Below are 17,183 nucleotides of genomic sequence, written 5' to 3'. Positions count from 1 at the left end.
TGTCGTTGATAATTGCATCCCGTACTTTCCCATGATATCCCAATGTATCCCGTGTAACAGGCGGCGCAGGGGCGTGGGGCACCTGCAACGGGTCTAGGGGGAGAGGGGCCGGTGGCCTTTCGGTCCGAAATCCTGATCAAGCTGGACAAGAAGGGCCGGGTCCTGTTGCCCGCGGCTTTTCGCGACGAGCTGCCTGCGGACGACCGCAGCGCCTTCGTGCTCTATCATTCGCCCAATATCCCCGGTGTCGTGAACGGCAATTCCCGTACGGGCTTCGATGCCATGCTCGAGCGGCTGCGCTCCGAGGCGCTCGGGCCGAAGGGGTCGCTGAAAGTCGCGCTCGATGACGAGGCCTTCGATCCGGCGGGCTATCTGTCGGCGGGCGCCCGCACCGTGGCCATGGAGCCCGATGGCCGTTTCTCGATGCCGTCCGAGTTCGCCAATGCCCTCGACGCCGCCGAAGGCGTGATGCTGGTCGGCAAGGTCGACAAGTTCCAGCTCTGGAATCCCGCCCGCTGGCAGGCGCGCCGCGAGGCCGAGCGCGAGAAGATGGCGGCGTTCGTGCGCAATCTCGGGGGAGGCGACGCATGAGCGGCGTTCGCCACGTTCCGGTGATGGCGCGCGAAGTCGTCAATGCGTTGCAGCCGCGCGACGGCGGCCGCTATCTCGACGGCACCTTCGGTGCCGGCGGCTACACGACCGCGATGCTCGATCGCGCCGATTGCCAGGTCATCGCCATCGATCGGGATCCGGACGCCATTGCCGCAGGCCGGGCGCTGGCCGAGCGTTACGCGCCGCGGCTGCGTCTGATCGAAGGTCGCTTCGGCGACATGGTCGAGCTCCTGTCGGCCGAGGGTGTCGGGGATGTCGACGGCGTGGCGCTCGATCTGGGCGTCTCGTCGATGCAGTTCGATCAGGCTGATCGTGGCTTCTCGTTCCGCGCCTCCGGCCCGCTCGACATGCGCATGGAGAAGAGCGGTCCGTCGGCAGCGGATCTCGTAAACGAAACAAACGAAACGGACCTCGCCGACATCATCTGGCGCTACGGCGAGGAGCGTCGCAGCCGCCGTGTCGCGCGCAGCATCGTCGAGGCGCGCCGCGCCAAGCGGATCGAGACCACGGGCGAACTGGCCGAGATCGTGCGCCGTGCCGTCGGTCCGCAGGGCCGGGACGAGAGCGATCCCGCAACGCGGACTTTCCAGGCCCTGCGCATCGCCGTGAACGACGAGCTGGGCGAACTCGAGCGCGGCCTCGCGGCCGCCGAGCAGGTGCTGGCGCCGGGCGGCAGATTCGCGATCGTGTCGTTCCACTCTCTGGAAGACCGCGCCGTGAAGGAATTCGTCCGGGCCCGTGCCGGTCGCACGCCCGGCCCGTCGCGCCACGCGCCGCCGGGCATGGGTGCGCGGACCGCCACCCTGCGCGATCTTTCGCGCAAGCCGGTGCTGCCGTCCGACGAAGAGGTGGCCGCCAATCCGCGGGCCCGTTCGGCGCGTCTGCGCGTCGCCGAGAAGCTCGGCGCCGGGGGTGCCGCATGATCCATCGCGGACTCCTGTTCTGGTCGGTCGTCGCCGTCGCGACGGCCGTGGGCCTGTTCACCGTGAAGTACAAGGTGCAGGACCTCGAGGAGCGTATCGACCGCACCAACCAGAAGATCATCGAGAGCCAGCAGGCCACGCACATCTTGCGGGTCGAATGGGCTCACCTGAACGAATCCGAGCGCATCGAAGCGCTCGCGCAGAAGCATCTCAAGCTCGAGTCGGCCTCGATCAAGCAGGTCGTCCGACTCGATCAGCTCAAACCCGAATCTGTCCCCCCGCGGCGCGATCCACCACCTCCTTCCCCCCCACGAACGGGCAACGACGTCCCCTCGTCGACTTTGCCCGGTGGTGGTGGCCGCGTCGCAGCGGAGGCCGGCAGCCCCTCGCCGGCCTCCGCACCCCTTTCCCAGAGATCCACCGGACCCACGACGCCCCCTCGACCGGCCCAAATCCAAGAGCCGGCAACATCGGGTCCGGTTGGCGACGGCCAGAGCGCCGCAACCTCCATCGATGATATCCTCTCGCGAAAAGAAGGGGGTTCCCGGTGAAGCTGTGGCGCAGGTCTGCCTCGCCCGAACCGGCCGCCGCGGTAAACGCGGCGGCCGGCGCGCGTTACACCACGCCCAAGGATCGCCTGAAGGGCGACGTCCAGGAGACGGCACGTCAGCGCCTGGTGATCGCGTCGGTGATCTTCGGTCTGGCGTTCACCGCGGTCGGCCTGCGCATGGGCTACGTGTCGCTGCTGCGGGACGGCGCCGAGCCGACGCAGCGCGTCGCCGCGCGCGGCGGCTCGATCCAGTCCGAACGCGCCGACATCGTGGACCGCAACGGCGCCGTGCTGGCGACATCGGTCCCCGTGATGTCGGCCTTCGTCAATCCGCACCTGTTGATCGATCCTCAGGAAGCCGCGCGCAAGATCGTGACGGCGCTGCCCGACCTGAAATACGACGACGTTCGCGAGAAGCTGGAAGGCGACAGGACCTTCGTCTGGATCAAGCGGGGGCTCAGCCCGCGCGAGCACGATCGCGTCAATCGCCTCGGCATTCCTGGTCTCGAGTTCCAGGCCGAGGAACGGCGCATCTATCCGCAGGGGACGGCCGCCGCTCATATCCTAGGCTATGCCAGCATCGACAATACCGGTCTGGCGGGTGTGGAGCGCTACTTCGACCAGCAGCTCCAGAGCGGCGAAACCCTGCAGCTCTCGATCGACCTTCGCCTGCAGCGGATCATCGAGCGCGAACTTGTGCGCGCGGTCCAGAAGTTCTCCGCGATCGGCGCCACGGCGATCGTCATGGACGCGACCAACGGCGAGGTCCTCGCGATGGCGTCGCTGCCAACCTACAATCCCAACAGCACGCGCACCCTCACCAACGAGGCGCTGTTCAATCGCGCCACCCTGGGCGTCTACGAACAGGGTTCGACCTTCAAGATCTTCAACACGGCGATGGCGCTCGATTCTGGCAAGGCGTCGATGACCAGCGTGTTCGACGCGACCTCACCGATCAAGATCGACCGTTTCACGATCAACGACGACCATGCCCAGCGCCGGCCGCTGTCGGTGCCGGAGATCTTCAAGTATTCGTCGAACATCGCCTCGGCCAAGATGGCGGTCGAGGTCATGGGTCCTGAAGGTCAGCGCGCCTTCTTCGACAAGATCGGATTCCTGAAGCCCGTCACGACGCAGCTCCCGGAGGTCGCGGCGCCGCTCTGGCCTCGCCACTGGATGAAGATCAACACCATGACCATCGCCTTCGGCCACGGCATCTCGGTGACGCCGTTGCACCTGGCAATGGGCTCGTCGGCGATGATCAACGGCGGCATCCTCTACCAGCCCTCGCTGGTGAAGCGTACGGCTGCCAGTGACAAGGGCAGACGGGTCATCCAGCAGAAGACCTCGGTCAACATGCGCCAGCTCCTGCGGCTGAACGCCGTCGAGGGCACCGGCAAGAATGCCAATGTCCCGGGCTACGAGGTGGGCGGCAAGACCGGCACGGCCGAGAAGCCGGGACGCGGGGGCTACCGCCAGAAGGCGCTGATCAGCTCCTTCGTCGGCGCCTTCCCGATGAACGATCCGAAATTCGTCGTCATCGTCTCTCTCGACGAGCCGAAGGGACTTCCCGAGACCGGCGGCTACGCGACGGCCGGTTGGGTGGCGGCACCTTCGGTCAAGCTCATCATCGAGCAGATGGTGTCGCTCTACGGCATCCTGCCGGGCGATCTCAAGGATGGCCTGCCGCCGATCGAGATCGCCTCGACGCCGGTGCCGGCTTCCGTCGCGCCGTCGCAGATCGTGCCGGCCAGCGTGCGCCGCTCTCCCGGCGATCATCGCAGGGCCCTGCCGGTCCGTCCGGCCCCCGGTCAGACGGCTGTGGCGCCCGGTCAGACGGCCGCGGCGCCCCCCGGTTCGGGAGTGCGTCGTGTTGCGTCTGAGTGAGCTCATGCGCCGGAGCGCCGACGCGACCACGACCTCTTCCGCGCTGCCGCGCGATCCCCTTCTCGCCGGACTGACGCTCGATTCGCGCAAGGTCCAACCGGGCTATCTCTTCGCGGCCCTCGCGGGCACCCGGCAGGACGGCGCGGCCTTCGTCGCCGATGCCGTGAGGCGCGGGGCGGTCGCGATCCTGGCCGCGCCAGATGCCGAGCTGCCGCCACTCGATCCCGGCATCCTCGTCATGCGGGACGCAAATCCACGGCGACGCGTGGCGTTGATGGCCTCGGCCTTCGCCGGCGCGCAGCCCGCTACCATCGCCGCCGTCACCGGCACCAACGGCAAGTCCTCGACGGTGCACTTCGTGCGCCAGATCTGGCAGCGGATGGGACTGAAGGCGGCGAGCGTCGGCACGCTGGGCATCGTCTCGCCCGGCCTCGTGCGCGACGGCGGATTGACCACGCCAGATCCCGTGCAGCTCCACGAGGATCTCGCGGCGCTGGCGCGCGAGGGCGTCTCGCATCTCGCCATCGAGGCGTCGAGCCACGGCATCGACCAGCACCGGCTCGACGGGCTGCGCCTGTCGGCGGCTGCCTTCACCAACCTCACCCATGAGCATCTCGACTACCATCTCTCGATGGATGCCTACTTCGCGGCCAAGGCGCGCCTGTTCGAGGTTCTCCTGCCGCCGGGCGGCACGGCGATCGTCAATGCCGACAGCGATCGAGGCGAAGCCCTGCGGGCGATCTGCACGCAGCGCGGCATCCGCTTCTGGACCTATGGCGCCAAGGGCCGGGAATTCCGCCTGCTCGCCGACGATCCGACGCCGGTCGGACAGCGTCTTTCGCTGGACGTGATGGGCACGCGTCACGAGATCGATCTGCCGCTGGTCGGCGGCTTCCAGGCGTCGAATGCGCTGGCCGCCCTCGGCCTCGTGGTCGCCACGGGCGGCGACCCGACACGCGCCGTCGCCGCGCTGGCCCATCTGACGGGGGCGCCCGGCCGGCTGGAGCTCGTCGCCCGTCATCGTTCCGGCGCTGCGGTCTATGTCGACTACGCTCACAAGCCCGAGGCTTTGGAGACGGTGCTGCGGACCCTGCGGCCTTTCGCGCGCGGCAAGCTGGTCGTCGTGTTTGGCTGCGGCGGCGATCGCGACCGCGGCAAGCGCCCGGTGATGGGCGAGATCGCCACGCGCCTTGCCGACCTCGCGATCGTGACCGACGACAATCCGCGCAGCGAGGAGCCGGCCGCGATCCGCGCCGAGATCCTGCGCGGTATCGCCGACGATCGTCGCAACTGGATCGAGATCGCCAATGGCCGGCACGCCGCCATCGAGGCTGGCATGGAGGCGCTGTCGAGCGCGGACGATCTTCTGCTGATCGCCGGCAAGGGCCACGAGACCGGCCAGACGATCAAGGGCGTCACGCATCATTTCGACGACGCCGAGGAGGCGCGCAGGCTGGCCGGAGGCGTGGCGTGAGCGCGCTGTGGACCTCCGATGAAGTGCAGGCGGCCCTGACGGCGGCCTCGATCGCCGCGCCGTTCGAAGCCGAGGGCGTGACCTTCGACAGCCGCGCGGTCGGACACGGCGATCTGTTCTTTGCGCTGAGCGGCGAGACGACCGACGGTCACGGCTTCGTCGCCGACGCCCTTTCACGCGGCGCCGCGGCGGCGGTCGTGTCGCGCGCGGTGGAGGGTGCGCATGGCACACTCGTCCGCGTTCCCGATACGATGAAGGCTCTGGTCGAACTCGGGCTTGCCGCGCGTCGCCGCAGCAAGGCACGCATCGCCAGCGTCACCGGCTCGGTCGGCAAGACCAGCACCAAGGATGCTCTGCGCGCGATGCTGTCGGCGCAGGCGCCGACCTCGGCCAGCGTCGCGAGCTACAACAACCATGTCGGAGTGCCGGTCAGCCTCGCGCGTCTTCCGCGCGACGTGCACTACGGCGTGTTCGAGGTCGGCATGAATCATCCCGGGGAGATCGAACCGCTCGCCCGCCAGGTGGCGGCGCATGTCGGCATCGTCACCAATGTCGGTCCGGTTCATATCGGCCACATGGGCAGCGAGGAGGCGGTCGCCGACGAGAAGGGGTGCCTGTTCGCCGGTATGGCGGAAGGCGCAGTTGCCGTGCTCAATCGGGACAGCCGCCACTTCGATCGCCTCGTCGGAAAAGCCCGTCATTTCGGCGTTTCCCGCATCGTCGGCTTCGGCCGCAGCGAAGCCGCGGAGGCCCGTCTTATCTCCTGCGACCTGCAGGATTCGGGCAGTGATGTTGCAGCCTTGATACATGGTCGCCGGATCGAGTATCGGCTGGGCGCGGCGGGGGAGCACTGGGTGTTGAACAGCATCGGCGCGCTTGCCGTCGTCGAGGCGCTGGGCGGGGATGTCGGGAAGGCGGCGGCGACCTTGGCCGGCGTGAAGGCCTCGCCGGGCCGCGGCGCCCGCCGCGTGCTAGCGTTCGGCGGCGGCACGATCGAGCTGCTGGACGAGAGCTATAACGCCAACCCGGTTTCGGTGCGGGCGATGCTTTCGGTCCTGGCGCGGACCGAGCCGCAACGTGGCGGACGCCGGATCCTGGCGCTGGGCGACATGCGCGAGCTGGGCGAAGGCGCCGATGCCTACCACGCGGAGCTCGCCGATGCCGTGGCGGCGAGCGGTGCAGCGCAGGTCTTCCTGTGCGGGCCGCACATGGAGGCTCTGTGGCGGCGTCTGACGCCGGCGCAACGCGGCGTGCATCGGCCGGGTTCGGCGGCGTTGGCCGGCGACGTTGCCGCCGCGCTCAGGGCAGGAGACGTGGTCGCAGTGAAGGGTTCGCTGGGCTCGAAAATGAAAATTGTCGTGGACGCCATCGTGGCGGCCAGCGATGGCGGGGCGGGACGCTAGGATGTTCTATAATCTTCTCTATCCGCTGGCGGATCAGTTCACGCCCTTCAACCTGTTCCGGTACCTGACGTTCAGGTCGATCGCCGCCTTCCTGACGGCGCTGGTGCTGAGTTTCCTGATCGGCGGCGCGCTCATCCGCTGGCTGCGCAGCAAGCAGAAGCAGGGACAGCCGATCCGCGACGATGGCCCGGCCAGCCATCTGATGACCAAGAAGGGCACGCCGACGATGGGCGGACTTCTGATCCTGATCACCCTGTCGGTGGCGACGTTGCTGTGGGCCGACCTCACCAACCGCTATGTCTGGATCGTGCTCGCTGTCACGCTCGCCTTCGGCGCCGTGGGATTCATGGACGACTATCTCAAGGTCACCAAGCGCAACCCCAAGGGTGTCCCGGGCAAGCTCAAGCTCGCTCTTGCGGTCGTTGCCTCCAGCGTCGCTGTCTATCTGATCGCGCAGTCCTCGCCGCCGCCGCTGCGCTATGCTCTGGCCGTGCCTTTCCTCAAGGACGTTCTCATCCCGCTCGGCGCCGTGGGCTTCGTCGCTTTCGGTGTGCTGGTGATCGCGGGGACCTCGAACGCCGTCAACCTGACCGACGGGCTCGACGGATTGGCCATCGGGCCGGTCATCATGGCCTCTGCGGTGTTTGGATTGATCGCCTATGTCGTGGGCAATTCGATCCTTACCAACTATCTCTACCTGCACCATGTGCCGCGGTCGGGCGAACTCGCGGTTCTGCTGGCGGCGCTGGTTGGTGCCGGTCTCGGCTTCCTGTGGTTCAATGCGCCGCCGGCCATGGTGTTCATGGGCGACACGGGCTCGCTCGCCATCGGCGGCGCGCTGGGCGCGGTCGCGGTCGTGACCAAGCACGAGATCGTCCTGTCGATCGTCGGCGGCTTGTTCGTGCTCGAGACCATCTCGGTGATCGTTCAGGTCCTGTCCTTTAAGTGGACCGGCCGCCGCGTCTTCCGCATGGCGCCGCTGCACCATCATTTCGAACAGAAGGGATGGGCCGAGCCCACCATCGTCTTTCGCTTCTGGATCATCGCCGCGATCCTGGCGATGGCCGGCCTCGCCACCCTGAAGCTGAGGTAACGGATGATCGATCTCGCCGTCCTCAAGGGTTCGTCGTTCGTCGTGCTGGGGCTCGCGCGCTCTGGCCTGGCGACCGTGCGCGCCCTGACGGCGGCCGGGATCGACTGCATCGCCTGGGACGACAGCGCCGCCTCCCGCGACGCGGCGGCAGCGGCCGGGGCCCGGATCGCCGACCCGGTGACGATCGACTGGGCAGGTATCGACGCGCTGGTGATCAGCCCCGGCATTCCCAACACGCTCCCGGTTCCCCATCCGGTCGCCGTGGCCGCGCGCGCTGCCGGCAAGCCGATCATCTGCGATGTCGAGTTGCTGGCCCGCGCGCAGCCCGAGGCGCAGTACGTCGCCATCACCGGTACCAACGGCAAGTCGACGACGACGGCGCTGATAGGCCACATTCTCCAGCAGGCCGGCGCACGCTGCGAAGTCGGCGGCAATATCGGTCGCGGCGCGCTCGATCTCAGCCCGCTCGGCAAGGGCGGCCTCTACGTGCTGGAGCTTTCGTCCTACCAACTCGAGCTGCTGCAGACCTTCCATGCCGATGTTGCGGTGTGGCTGAACATCACCCCCGACCATATCGACAGGCATGGCGATCTCGCGGGTTACGTGGCGGCCAAGAAGAACATCTTCGCGCGCCAGCACGCCGGCGATTGCGTCGTGATCGGCACCGAGGACGAGCCGTCGCGCGAAGTCGAGCGCGAGATGGCGGCGCGCGCCGCCATCGCCTGCGTGCCGGTGGCACTCGACCGCCCCGTTGCCAACGGCGTGTCCTTCCGCGCCGGCATGCTGGTCGATGCCGATGGCTACACGGTCGACTTCTCCGACGTGCTCACCCTGCCGGGCGACCACAATGCGCAGAACGTTGCCTGTGCCTGGGCCGTTTGCCGCTGGCTCGACGTGCCGCGCGAGACGATCGTCGCGGGGCTGCGGACCTATCCCGGCCTGCCGCACCGTCAGGAGCGCGTCGCCGCCGTCGGCCACGTGGTCTACATCAACGACAGCAAGGCTACGAATGCCGACGCGGCCGCGCGGGCACTTTCGAGCTACGACGACATCTACTGGATCCTCGGCGGGCAGGCGAAGGAGGGTGGCGTGGCGCCGCTCGCCCCTTACTTCGAGCGCATCCGTCACGCGTTCCTGATCGGTGAGGCCACGGACCTGTTCGCCGGCCAGCTCGACGGCAAGCTGCCCTACAGCCGCTGCGGCGATCTGCAATCGGCGCTGAATGCAGCACACGCGCTGGCGCAGCGCGAGGCGGGAGGGCCGGCCGTCGTGCTGCTGTCGCCCGCCTGCGCCTCGTGGGACCAGTGGAAGAGTTATGAACATCGCGGCGACGCCTTCCGCGCCATGGCGCGGGCATTGCCGGGAGCCGAGAGTTTGGGGAGGGCGGCTTGATCCAGGTTCCGCGCGACGATCGCAGTGTGATCGGCCAGTGGTGGTGGACCGTCGACCGCTGGTCGCTCGGTGCAATCCTCGCAATCATGGCATTCGGCGTGATGCTGACCCTCGCGGCTTCGCCGCCGGCGGCCGAGCGCATCGGCGCCGACTCCTTCGTGTTCGCCAAGCGTCAGTTCCTGTTCCTGCCGCTGGCGCTGCTCGTCATGCTGTCGATCTCGCTCGCCTCGCCGCGGCATGTGCGGCGCCTGGCGCTGCTCGTCTTCTGCGGCAGCATCGTGCTGCTGGCCGCGACCTTTGTAATCGGCGTCGAGATCAAGGGCGCGCGGCGCTGGATCGCCGTGCCCGGCCTGTCCAGTCTGCAGCCGTCGGAGTTCGTGAAGCCCAGTCTGGCCGTGATCTCGGCCTGGCTGCTGGCGCAGAGCCGCACCGAACGGCGCGCGCCCGGCTACCTCCTGTCGACTCTCCTGGTCGGTGGCGTGCTGGCCCTGTTGGTTCTTCAGCCCGACCTCGGCATGAGCGTCGTCGTGGCGGCCGTCTGGGCCGTCCAGCTCTTCGTCGTCGGCCTGCCGATGTGGGTCGCGGGCTTCGGCGCGGTGGCCGGCGTCGGCGGAATGGTCGGCGCCTACTTCCTCTTCAGCCATGTGCGCAGCCGGTTCGATCGCTTCCTCGATCCGTCGTCGGGCGACAACTACCAGGTCAATACCTCGCTCGAGGCCTTCATGAACGGCTCGCTGTTCGGCCGCGGGCCGGGCGAAGGCACCGTGAAGGCGCAGCTTCCCGACGCCCATACGGACTTCGTCATGGCGGTGGCGGGCGAGGAATTCGGCCTCGTCGTCTGCCTGATGATCCTCTGTCTGTTCGCCTTCGTGACCTTGCGCTCGATGTCGCGCGCGTCGAAGGAGACCAGCCTGTTCATCACCCTCGCGGCCACCGGCCTGGCCGTCCAATTCGGCCTGCAGGCGGCGATCAACATGGCCTCGACCATCCAGCTCATTCCCGCCAAGGGCATGACCCTGCCGTTCATTTCCTACGGTGGTTCCTCCGCGCTCGCGATGGCGATCTGCGTCGGCATGATGCTGTCTCTGACGCGTGAACATGCCGGCCTGAGGGAGGCCGTATGACGGAGGCCGCGCGTCCCGTGGTTCTGGCGACCGGCGGTACCGGCGGGCATGTGTTCCCGGCCGAGGCCCTGGCCGGCGAGCTCGAGGCGCGGGGCGTGCCGTTCACCCTGGTCACCGATTCGCGCGGCCGGCAGTGGCAGGGCGCGCTGTCGCGGCGGCCGATCCACTACATCCATTCCGCGAGCCCGACCGGGTCGCCGGTGAAGAAGGCGCTGGCGCTGTTCTCGCTGGCGCGGGGCCTGTTCGACGCCTGGCGGGCGCTGGGCCGCATCGGTCCGTCGGTCGTCGTGGGCTTCGGCGGATATGCCTCGGTGCCGACCATGATCGCCGCCCGCCTGCGCCGGCTGCCGGCGATGCTTCACGAGCAGAACGCCGTGCTGGGCCGCGCCAACCGTCTCGTGCTGGCCGGCGCCGGGCGCGTCGCCACCTCGTTCGCCCACACCCGCTATCTCGACGGCGATGCGCGCGCGCAGCTCGTCGGCAATCCCGTGCGCGAGCCCGTGCGGGCCTTGCGTGATTCGCCCTATCGTGCGCCGGGCGAGGGGCGGGTGATCGATCTGCTGGTGTTCGGCGGCAGCCAGGGCGCGGCCTCGTTCGGCGAGGTCGTGCCGCAGGCCATTCTCTCCCTCCCGCAGTCGCTGCGGTCGCGGCTGCGTATCGTGCAGCAATGCCGGCCCGAGGGCATCGATCGGGTGCGTACGAGCTACGTCCGGGCGGGCGTCGTCGCCGAGATCGCGCCGTTCTTCAACGATCTGCCGCAGCGCATGGCCGCCGCCCATCTCGTGATCGGCCGCTCCGGCGCCTCGACGGTGGCCGAGCTGGCGGTGATCGGCCGGCCGTCCATCCTGGTGCCTTATCCCTACGCCGCCGACGATCACCAGACCGCCAATGCGCGCGCCTTCGAGGCGACGGGGGCCTGCATCGTGCTGCCGCATGCCTCCTTCACCGCCGCCACACTGGCCGGACATCTCGTGTCGCTGACCGCGGAACCGGAGCGCCTCGCTGCGATGGCGGGAGCGGCCCACGCGGCCGGCCGGCCTGATGCGGCCGCGCGCCTTGCGGATGTCGTCGGTGAATTCGTTTCTCTTCCCCTTTCGCCTTCAGCCACGGGAGTCGCCGCATGAGGGCGTTGCCGCTCGATCTCGGTCTCATCCACTTCGTCGGCATCGGCGGCATCGGCATGTCCGGCATCGCCGAGGTCCTGCACAATCTCGGCTACAAGGTGCAGGGCAGCGACGTCGCCGAGAGTGCCAACACCCGCCGCATCGCCGAGCTCGGCATGAAGGTGATGATCGGCCACCGTGCCGAGAATGTCGGCAACGCCCAGGTCATGGTCGTGTCGAGCGCGGTCAAGAAGGACAATCCCGAGGTGCTCGCCGCGCGCACGCGCCACGTGCCGGTGGTGCGGCGCGCCGAGATGCTGGGCGAGCTGATGCGCCTGAAATGGTCGATCGCGGTCGGCGGCACGCACGGCAAGACGACGACCACCTCGCTGGTCGCCGCCATGCTCGATGCCGGCGGCCTCGATCCGACGGTGATCAACGGCGGCATCATCAACGCCTATGGCACCAACGCCCGACTGGGCGAAGGCGACTGGATGGTCGTCGAATCCGACGAATCGGACGGCTCTTTCCTGCGTCTGCCGGCCACCATCGCGGTGGTGACGAACGTCGATCCCGAGCATCTCGACCATTACGGCACCTTCGACGCGCTGCGCGACGCCTTCGTCCGCTTCGTCGAGAACATTCCCTTCTACGGCTTCGCTGTGCTCTGCTCCGACCATCCCGAGGTCCAGGCACTGATCCCGCGGGTCGCGGACCGCCGTATCATCACCTACGGAATCGGCGCCAGCGCCGACGTGCGCGCCATCAACCTGAAGCTCGATCGCGGCGGCGCCGATTTCGACGTCATGGTCGAGAATCGCGTCACCAACGAATCGCGTACCATCACCGGCATGCGGCTGCCGATGTTCGGCCAGCACAACGTGCAGAACGCGCTGGCGGCCATCGCGGTCGCCCAGGAGATGGGCCTGCCCGACGACACGATCCGTCGTGCGCTCGGCTCCTTCGCCGGCGTCAAGCGGCGGTTCACCAAGACCGGCGAGGCGCACGGCATCACGGTGATCGACGATTACGGGCATCATCCCGTGGAGATCGCGGCGGTGCTGCGCGCCGCCCGACAGGCCTATGGCGGCTCGGGCCGGGTCATCGCCGTCATGCAGCCGCACCGTTACTCGCGTCTCGGCGCGCTGCGCACCGAGTTCGCCACCTGCTTCTCCGATGCCGATGCCGTGATCATCGCCGACGTGTATGCCGCGGGCGAGGCGCCGATCGAGGGCGTCGGCCGCGACATGCTGGTGGGCCTCGTCCAGCGGGCCGGCCATCGCGACGTGATGGCACTGGCTGGGCCCGGCGAGCTTCCTGAAATGATCTGGCAGATCGCACGTCCGGGCGACGTCGTGGTCTGCCTGGGCGCGGGCAATATCACCGCCTGGGCCCACGCGCTTCCGGGCCAGATCCTGCAGCTCGCGGCCGAGAATGCCGGCCCGCGCGCCATCGCCAACGATTCGAGCCCGCACGGCGGATCGGCCGCATGATGGCCCTCGCCACCTCGACACCCCACCTGATCGACCGGCTGCCCCAGCCGCGTGGACGGCTGACCGCCGACGCAGCCCTGGGTCCGCAGACCTGGTTTCGCGCAGGCGGTCCGGCCGAAGTCCTGTTCAGGCCGGCCGATGTCGAGGATCTGGCGACGTTCATGGCGGGTTTGCCGTCCGACGTGCCGGTCACGGTGCTGGGCGTCGGCTCCAACATCCTGGTGCGCGACGGCGGCGTCAGGGGCGTGGTGATCCGCCTGCTGCGCGGCTTCACCGGCATTTCGGTCGAGGGCCACGAGATCCTGGCCGGGGCTGGTGCGCTCGACCTCAACGTCGCGCTGACGGCACGCGATCATGCGCTCGCGGGGCTGGAGTTCCTGAGCGGCATCCCCGGCACGATCGGCGGCGCGCTGCGCATGAATGCCGGCGCCTATGAAGGCGACCTGGCGCAAGTCCTCGTTTCGGCCGAAGCCGTGGATCGCTCGGGCAAGGTCCATGTGGTCCCGGCGCCCGCGTTGGATTTCAGCTATCGCCACAGCGAAGCGCCGGCCGACTGGATCTTCACGTCGGCGCGCCTGCGCGCGGTGCCGGGCGACCAGCTCGCCATCGCCCGCCGCATTGCCGAGATCGATGCCGCCCGCACCGACTCACAGCCGCGCAGCCGCACCGGCGGCTCGACCTTCGTCAATCCGCCGGGCCGGAAGGCCTGGCAGTTGATCGACCAGGCCGGTTGCCGTGGCCTGCGCATCGGCGCGGCCCAGGTGTCCGAAAAGCACTGCAACTTCCTGATCAATCTCGGCGAGGCGACGGCGGGCGACATCGAGGCGCTGGGCGAGGAAGTGCGCCGGCACGTGCGGGAGAAGACCGGCGTGCAGCTCGAATGGGAAATCCGGCGCATCGGCGAACCGGCGGGGAGAGCAGGCCAATGAAGCGCGTTGCGGTCCTGATGGGCGGTTGGTCGCCCGAGCGCGAGGTCTCCCTGGTGAGTGGCAAGGCCTGTGCCGAGGGCCTGCGCGAAGGCGGACACGAGGTCATCGAGTACGACGTCCAGCGCGACCTGCGCGCCCTGGTCGATTTCCTGCGCCCTGCCGCAGGCGGCGGTCCGGACGTGGTCTTCAACGCCCTGCACGGCCGCTATGGCGAGGACGGCTGCATCCAGGGCGTCCTCGAGATCATGCGCGTGCCCTATACGCATTCGGGCGTGCTGGCGTCGGCGATCGCCATGGACAAGCCGCTTGCCCGGCACATCTTCGCGTCACTTGGCCTGCGCGTTGCCGAAGGCAGGGTGATCGAGCGTCGCTCGCTTGCTTCCGGCGATCCCATGCCGCGCCCCTATGTCGTGAAGCCGATCGACCAGGGCTCGAGCATCGGGGTCCACATCGTGCGCGACGGCGACAATCTCGCCGCCGTCGAGGCAGCGGAGGCCGCGTTCGGCGAGCGCGTGCTGATCGAGAAGTTCGTACCGGGCCGCGAACTCACGGTCGCCGTGATGGGCGACAAGCCGGTCGCCGTGACGGAGCTCCGGCCGCGCACCCGCTTCTACGACTACGAGGCCAAGTATACGGACGGCATCACCGAGCACCTCGTGCCAGCCCCGGTTCCCGAGGATGTCTACGAGGCCGCCAAGCAATGGGCGTTTGCGGCGTACCAGGAGCTCGGCTGCAACGGGCTCGCCCGTGCCGACTTTCGCTGGGACGATTCGAAGCCCGGCACCTCGGGGCTCGTGATCCTGGAGCTGAACACCCAGCCCGGTATGACGCCACTGTCGCTCGCGCCGGAGCAGGCCAAATGGGCTGGCATCTCGTGGTCTCAGCTCATGACCTGGATGGTCGAGCATGCGAGGCATCCGTCGTGAGCGCGGCGAAGAAGACGGCCACTCCGAAGGCGGGCGCAGCGCCGCGCCGCGACTACGACCGGCGCAAGAAGCGCGGCCCTATCCGCAAGGCGGGCCGCCCGTTCTGGAAGCAGCCGGTGCTGCTCGGCGCCATCGTCCTGCTGCTGGGCTGCGGCGGCGGTGGCGGCTGGTGGGCCTGGCGCGAGGGCTGGCTCGTCGAGGCGCAGAACCAGTTCGACGCGGTCTCGCGCAGCGTCGTCGGCGCCATTACGCCCTTCAAGCTGGCGGACGTCACGGTCGAGGGCCGCGACTATGTCGAACGCAGCGACATCCTCGCGGCGCTGAACGTGAGCCGGGGCGACTCGCTGCTCGGCATCGACCTCCAGGCCTCGCGCAAGCGGCTCGAGGCGATCGACTGGGTCGAGTGGGCGACCGTGGAGCGCCGGCTGCCGGACACGCTCTATGTCACCATGAAGGAACGCCGCGCCGTCGCGATCTGGCAGAACGGAAGCCAATACACGCTGATCGATGCCAATGGGCGGACGGTGCGCGCGAGCCGCATGCCGCCGGGCGCCGAAACGCTGCTTCTGCTGGGCGGCCCCGGCGCGCCCGACCATGTCGGCGACCTGCTGCTGTTGCTCACCTATGAGCCCACGGTGGCGCGGCAGCTCCGCTCTGCCGTCTGGGTCGGGCAGCGGCGCTGGAACCTGATCCTGAATAACGGCGTCGAGATCTGGCTGCCGGAGGAGGACGCCGTCGCGGCCCTCCAGCACCTCGCGAAGCTCGACGGGCAGCATAAGCTGCTGTCGCGCGAATTCGGTGTGGTCGATCTGCGACTGCCCGACAAACTTTATCTCAGGAAGCGCAATCCGGGCGACGCGACGCCCGGGCCAGCGTAGAATCAAAAACTCGAGAGAGTACGCGTAAGACGGGGGACATCGTGGCGAAGGCGAGAAATGGCGTCATTGCAGCGCTCGACATCGGAACGAACAAGGTCGTTTGCTTTGTTGCCCGTGTCGACGGGCAGGGGCTTCGCGTGGTCGGTATCGGCCACCAGCCCGCGCTCGGCATGCGCTCGGGCAACATCGTCGACATGGAAGCGGCGACGCGTGCGATCTCCTCGGCGGTGTCGACCGCGGAGGAAATGTGCGGCGAGCAGGTGCGCGACGTCATCGTCGGCGTGAGCGGCGGGTCGGCCGCCTCGCACAATCAGAGCCTCGAAGTCGCGATCGGGCATCACGAGATCGGCGAGCGCGACGTCCGCCGCGTCCAGCAGCACATCCAGCTTCCCGCCGAGACCGCCGACCGCGACATCATCCATTCCGCCGCGATCGGCTATACGGTCGACGGCACGCCGGTCCGCGACGCGCGCGGCATGTTCGGCGAGCGACTGGGCGTCGATGTCCATCTGGTGACCGCGGCCAGCGGCGCGATGCGCAATCTGCAGGTCTGCGTCCGTCGTGCCCATCTCGAGATCGCCGACCGGGTCGTTGCCGCGCACGCTGCGGGACTGAGCTCCCTCGTTTCCGACGAGCGTGACCTCGGCGTGACCCTGATCGACATGGGGGCCGGCACGACCTCGATCGCGGTGTTCTACGAAGGCCATCTCGTCCACGTCGATTCGATCCCGGTGGGCGGCGAGCATGTCACGCGTGACATCGCGCGCGGCCTGTCGACGCCGGTCGCGCATGCCGAGCGGATGAAGACGCAGATCGGCCGCGCCGTCATCAAGCCCAACGACGAGTACGACATCATCGACGTGCCGCTGATCGGCGAAGAGGATCGCACGCGGCCCAACCACATCCCGCGCTCGATCTTGGTCGGCATCATTCGTCCGCGGGTTGAGGAGACGTTCGAGCTCGTGCGCAGCCGTCTCGAAGCGAGCGGTGTGGATAAGTTGGCCGGCGGACGCGCCGTTCTGGTCGGCGGCGGGTGTCAGCTTGACGGGGTGCCCGAGGTCGCTGCCGCGATTCTCAACAAGAAGGTCCGTACCGGTGCGCCGCTCAGGCTCGCAGGTCTTGCTGATTCTACCGGTGGGCCGGCATTCTCTGCCGCAGCCGGGCTCCTCAGCTTCGCGCTCCACAATCACGCGGTCGTGCAGAATCAGCCGGCGTCGAACGAAGCTCCGGCCAGCCGGATCGGCCGGATTGGCAGTTGGATTAGGGATAACTTTTAGGCAATATGTTGTGCGGGATAAGGCAAATCCCACAGGCTATAGACAAAAAGACAAGAAGAAACCGGTGTCGGTGAAGGGTCTCTAGCGTAACAGGAGGCTCACGCTGTCGCTCCGGGCAG

The 17,183-nt window shown here is 68.3% G+C and carries 15 protein-coding genes; all 15 read left to right on the top strand.

Features of this window, described 5'->3' with window-relative positions; translation table 11 throughout:
• Nucleotides 1–111 precede the first annotated feature (111 nt).
• The 15 genes from ACQY78_RS08240 to ftsA are packed head-to-tail and all read left to right on the top strand — an operon-like array spanning nucleotide 112 to nucleotide 17,064.
• Nucleotides 112–591 (top strand): division/cell wall cluster transcriptional repressor MraZ, encoded by a 480-nt coding sequence (locus ACQY78_RS08240; RefSeq protein WP_425064606.1) that lies wholly within the window; start codon nucleotides 112–114, stop codon nucleotides 589–591.
• Nucleotides 588–1,535, top strand: coding sequence for a 16S rRNA (cytosine(1402)-N(4))-methyltransferase RsmH (rsmH, locus tag ACQY78_RS08235; protein ID WP_428684497.1), 948 nt, complete (start codon nucleotides 588–590; stop codon nucleotides 1,533–1,535). Before ACQY78_RS08240 ends, rsmH begins: the two co-directional genes overlap by 4 nt.
• A complete protein-coding gene (ftsL, locus tag ACQY78_RS08230) occupies nucleotides 1,532–2,086 on the top strand; it encodes a cell division protein FtsL (RefSeq protein WP_425064608.1) in 555 nt (184 codons plus the stop codon). The genes rsmH and ftsL overlap by 4 nt, the downstream gene beginning before the upstream one ends.
• Nucleotides 2,083–3,972: a peptidoglycan D,D-transpeptidase FtsI family protein gene (locus ACQY78_RS08225; RefSeq protein WP_428684494.1), complete on the top strand. Its 1,890-nt coding sequence runs from the start codon at nucleotides 2,083–2,085 to the stop codon at nucleotides 3,970–3,972. Before ftsL ends, ACQY78_RS08225 begins: the two co-directional genes overlap by 4 nt.
• Nucleotides 3,956–5,446: a UDP-N-acetylmuramoyl-L-alanyl-D-glutamate--2,6-diaminopimelate ligase gene (locus tag ACQY78_RS08220; protein WP_428684492.1), complete on the top strand. Its 1,491-nt coding sequence runs from the start codon at nucleotides 3,956–3,958 to the stop codon at nucleotides 5,444–5,446. The genes ACQY78_RS08225 and ACQY78_RS08220 overlap by 17 nt, the downstream gene beginning before the upstream one ends.
• A complete protein-coding gene (locus tag ACQY78_RS08215; protein ID WP_428684490.1) occupies nucleotides 5,443–6,849 on the top strand; it encodes a UDP-N-acetylmuramoyl-tripeptide--D-alanyl-D-alanine ligase in 1,407 nt (468 codons plus the stop codon). The genes ACQY78_RS08220 and ACQY78_RS08215 overlap by 4 nt, the downstream gene beginning before the upstream one ends.
• Before the next feature lies 1 nt (nucleotide 6,850).
• Nucleotides 6,851–7,942 carry a phospho-N-acetylmuramoyl-pentapeptide-transferase gene (mraY, locus tag ACQY78_RS08210; RefSeq protein WP_425064612.1) on the top strand — a complete coding sequence of 364 codons (1,092 nt, stop codon included), beginning with the start codon at nucleotides 6,851–6,853 and terminating at the stop codon, nucleotides 7,940–7,942.
• 3 nt (nucleotides 7,943–7,945) lie between these two features.
• On the top strand, nucleotides 7,946–9,334 hold the full coding sequence (gene murD / locus ACQY78_RS08205) for a UDP-N-acetylmuramoyl-L-alanine--D-glutamate ligase (protein WP_428684487.1): 1,389 nt from the start codon (nucleotides 7,946–7,948) through the stop codon (nucleotides 9,332–9,334).
• The gene (locus tag ACQY78_RS08200) at nucleotides 9,331–10,458 is read left to right on the top strand and encodes an FtsW/RodA/SpoVE family cell cycle protein (protein ID WP_428684485.1); all 1,128 of its coding nucleotides are present in this window, start codon (nucleotides 9,331–9,333) and stop codon (nucleotides 10,456–10,458) included. Before murD ends, ACQY78_RS08200 begins: the two co-directional genes overlap by 4 nt.
• Complete coding sequence (murG, locus tag ACQY78_RS08195) at nucleotides 10,455–11,582, top strand: undecaprenyldiphospho-muramoylpentapeptide beta-N-acetylglucosaminyltransferase (RefSeq protein WP_428684483.1); 1,128 nt, start codon at nucleotides 10,455–10,457, stop codon at nucleotides 11,580–11,582. The genes ACQY78_RS08200 and murG overlap by 4 nt, the downstream gene beginning before the upstream one ends.
• The gene (murC, locus tag ACQY78_RS08190) at nucleotides 11,579–13,054 is read left to right on the top strand and encodes a UDP-N-acetylmuramate--L-alanine ligase (RefSeq protein ID WP_428684481.1); all 1,476 of its coding nucleotides are present in this window, start codon (nucleotides 11,579–11,581) and stop codon (nucleotides 13,052–13,054) included. The genes murG and murC overlap by 4 nt, the downstream gene beginning before the upstream one ends.
• Nucleotides 13,054–13,983 carry a UDP-N-acetylmuramate dehydrogenase gene (gene murB, locus ACQY78_RS08185; protein ID WP_428686340.1) on the top strand — a complete coding sequence of 310 codons (930 nt, stop codon included), beginning with the start codon at nucleotides 13,054–13,056 and terminating at the stop codon, nucleotides 13,981–13,983. Before murC ends, murB begins: the two co-directional genes overlap by 1 nt.
• Nucleotides 13,980–14,909 carry a D-alanine--D-alanine ligase gene (locus ACQY78_RS08180; protein ID WP_428684479.1) on the top strand — a complete coding sequence of 310 codons (930 nt, stop codon included), beginning with the start codon at nucleotides 13,980–13,982 and terminating at the stop codon, nucleotides 14,907–14,909. Before murB ends, ACQY78_RS08180 begins: the two co-directional genes overlap by 4 nt.
• The gene (locus ACQY78_RS08175) at nucleotides 14,906–15,787 is read left to right on the top strand and encodes a cell division protein FtsQ/DivIB (protein WP_428684477.1); all 882 of its coding nucleotides are present in this window, start codon (nucleotides 14,906–14,908) and stop codon (nucleotides 15,785–15,787) included. Before ACQY78_RS08180 ends, ACQY78_RS08175 begins: the two co-directional genes overlap by 4 nt.
• 41 nt (nucleotides 15,788–15,828) lie before the next feature.
• Nucleotides 15,829–17,064 carry a cell division protein FtsA gene (gene ftsA / locus ACQY78_RS08170; RefSeq protein WP_298304494.1) on the top strand — a complete coding sequence of 412 codons (1,236 nt, stop codon included), beginning with the start codon at nucleotides 15,829–15,831 and terminating at the stop codon, nucleotides 17,062–17,064.
• Nucleotides 17,065–17,183 lie beyond the last annotated feature (119 nt).

Source organism: Reyranella sp. (assembly GCF_965279625.1).
GTDB lineage: Bacteria > Pseudomonadota > Alphaproteobacteria > Reyranellales > Reyranellaceae > Reyranella.
Note: the sequence above shows the minus strand (reverse complement) of the source record. Positions and strands in the feature narration are given on the sequence as shown.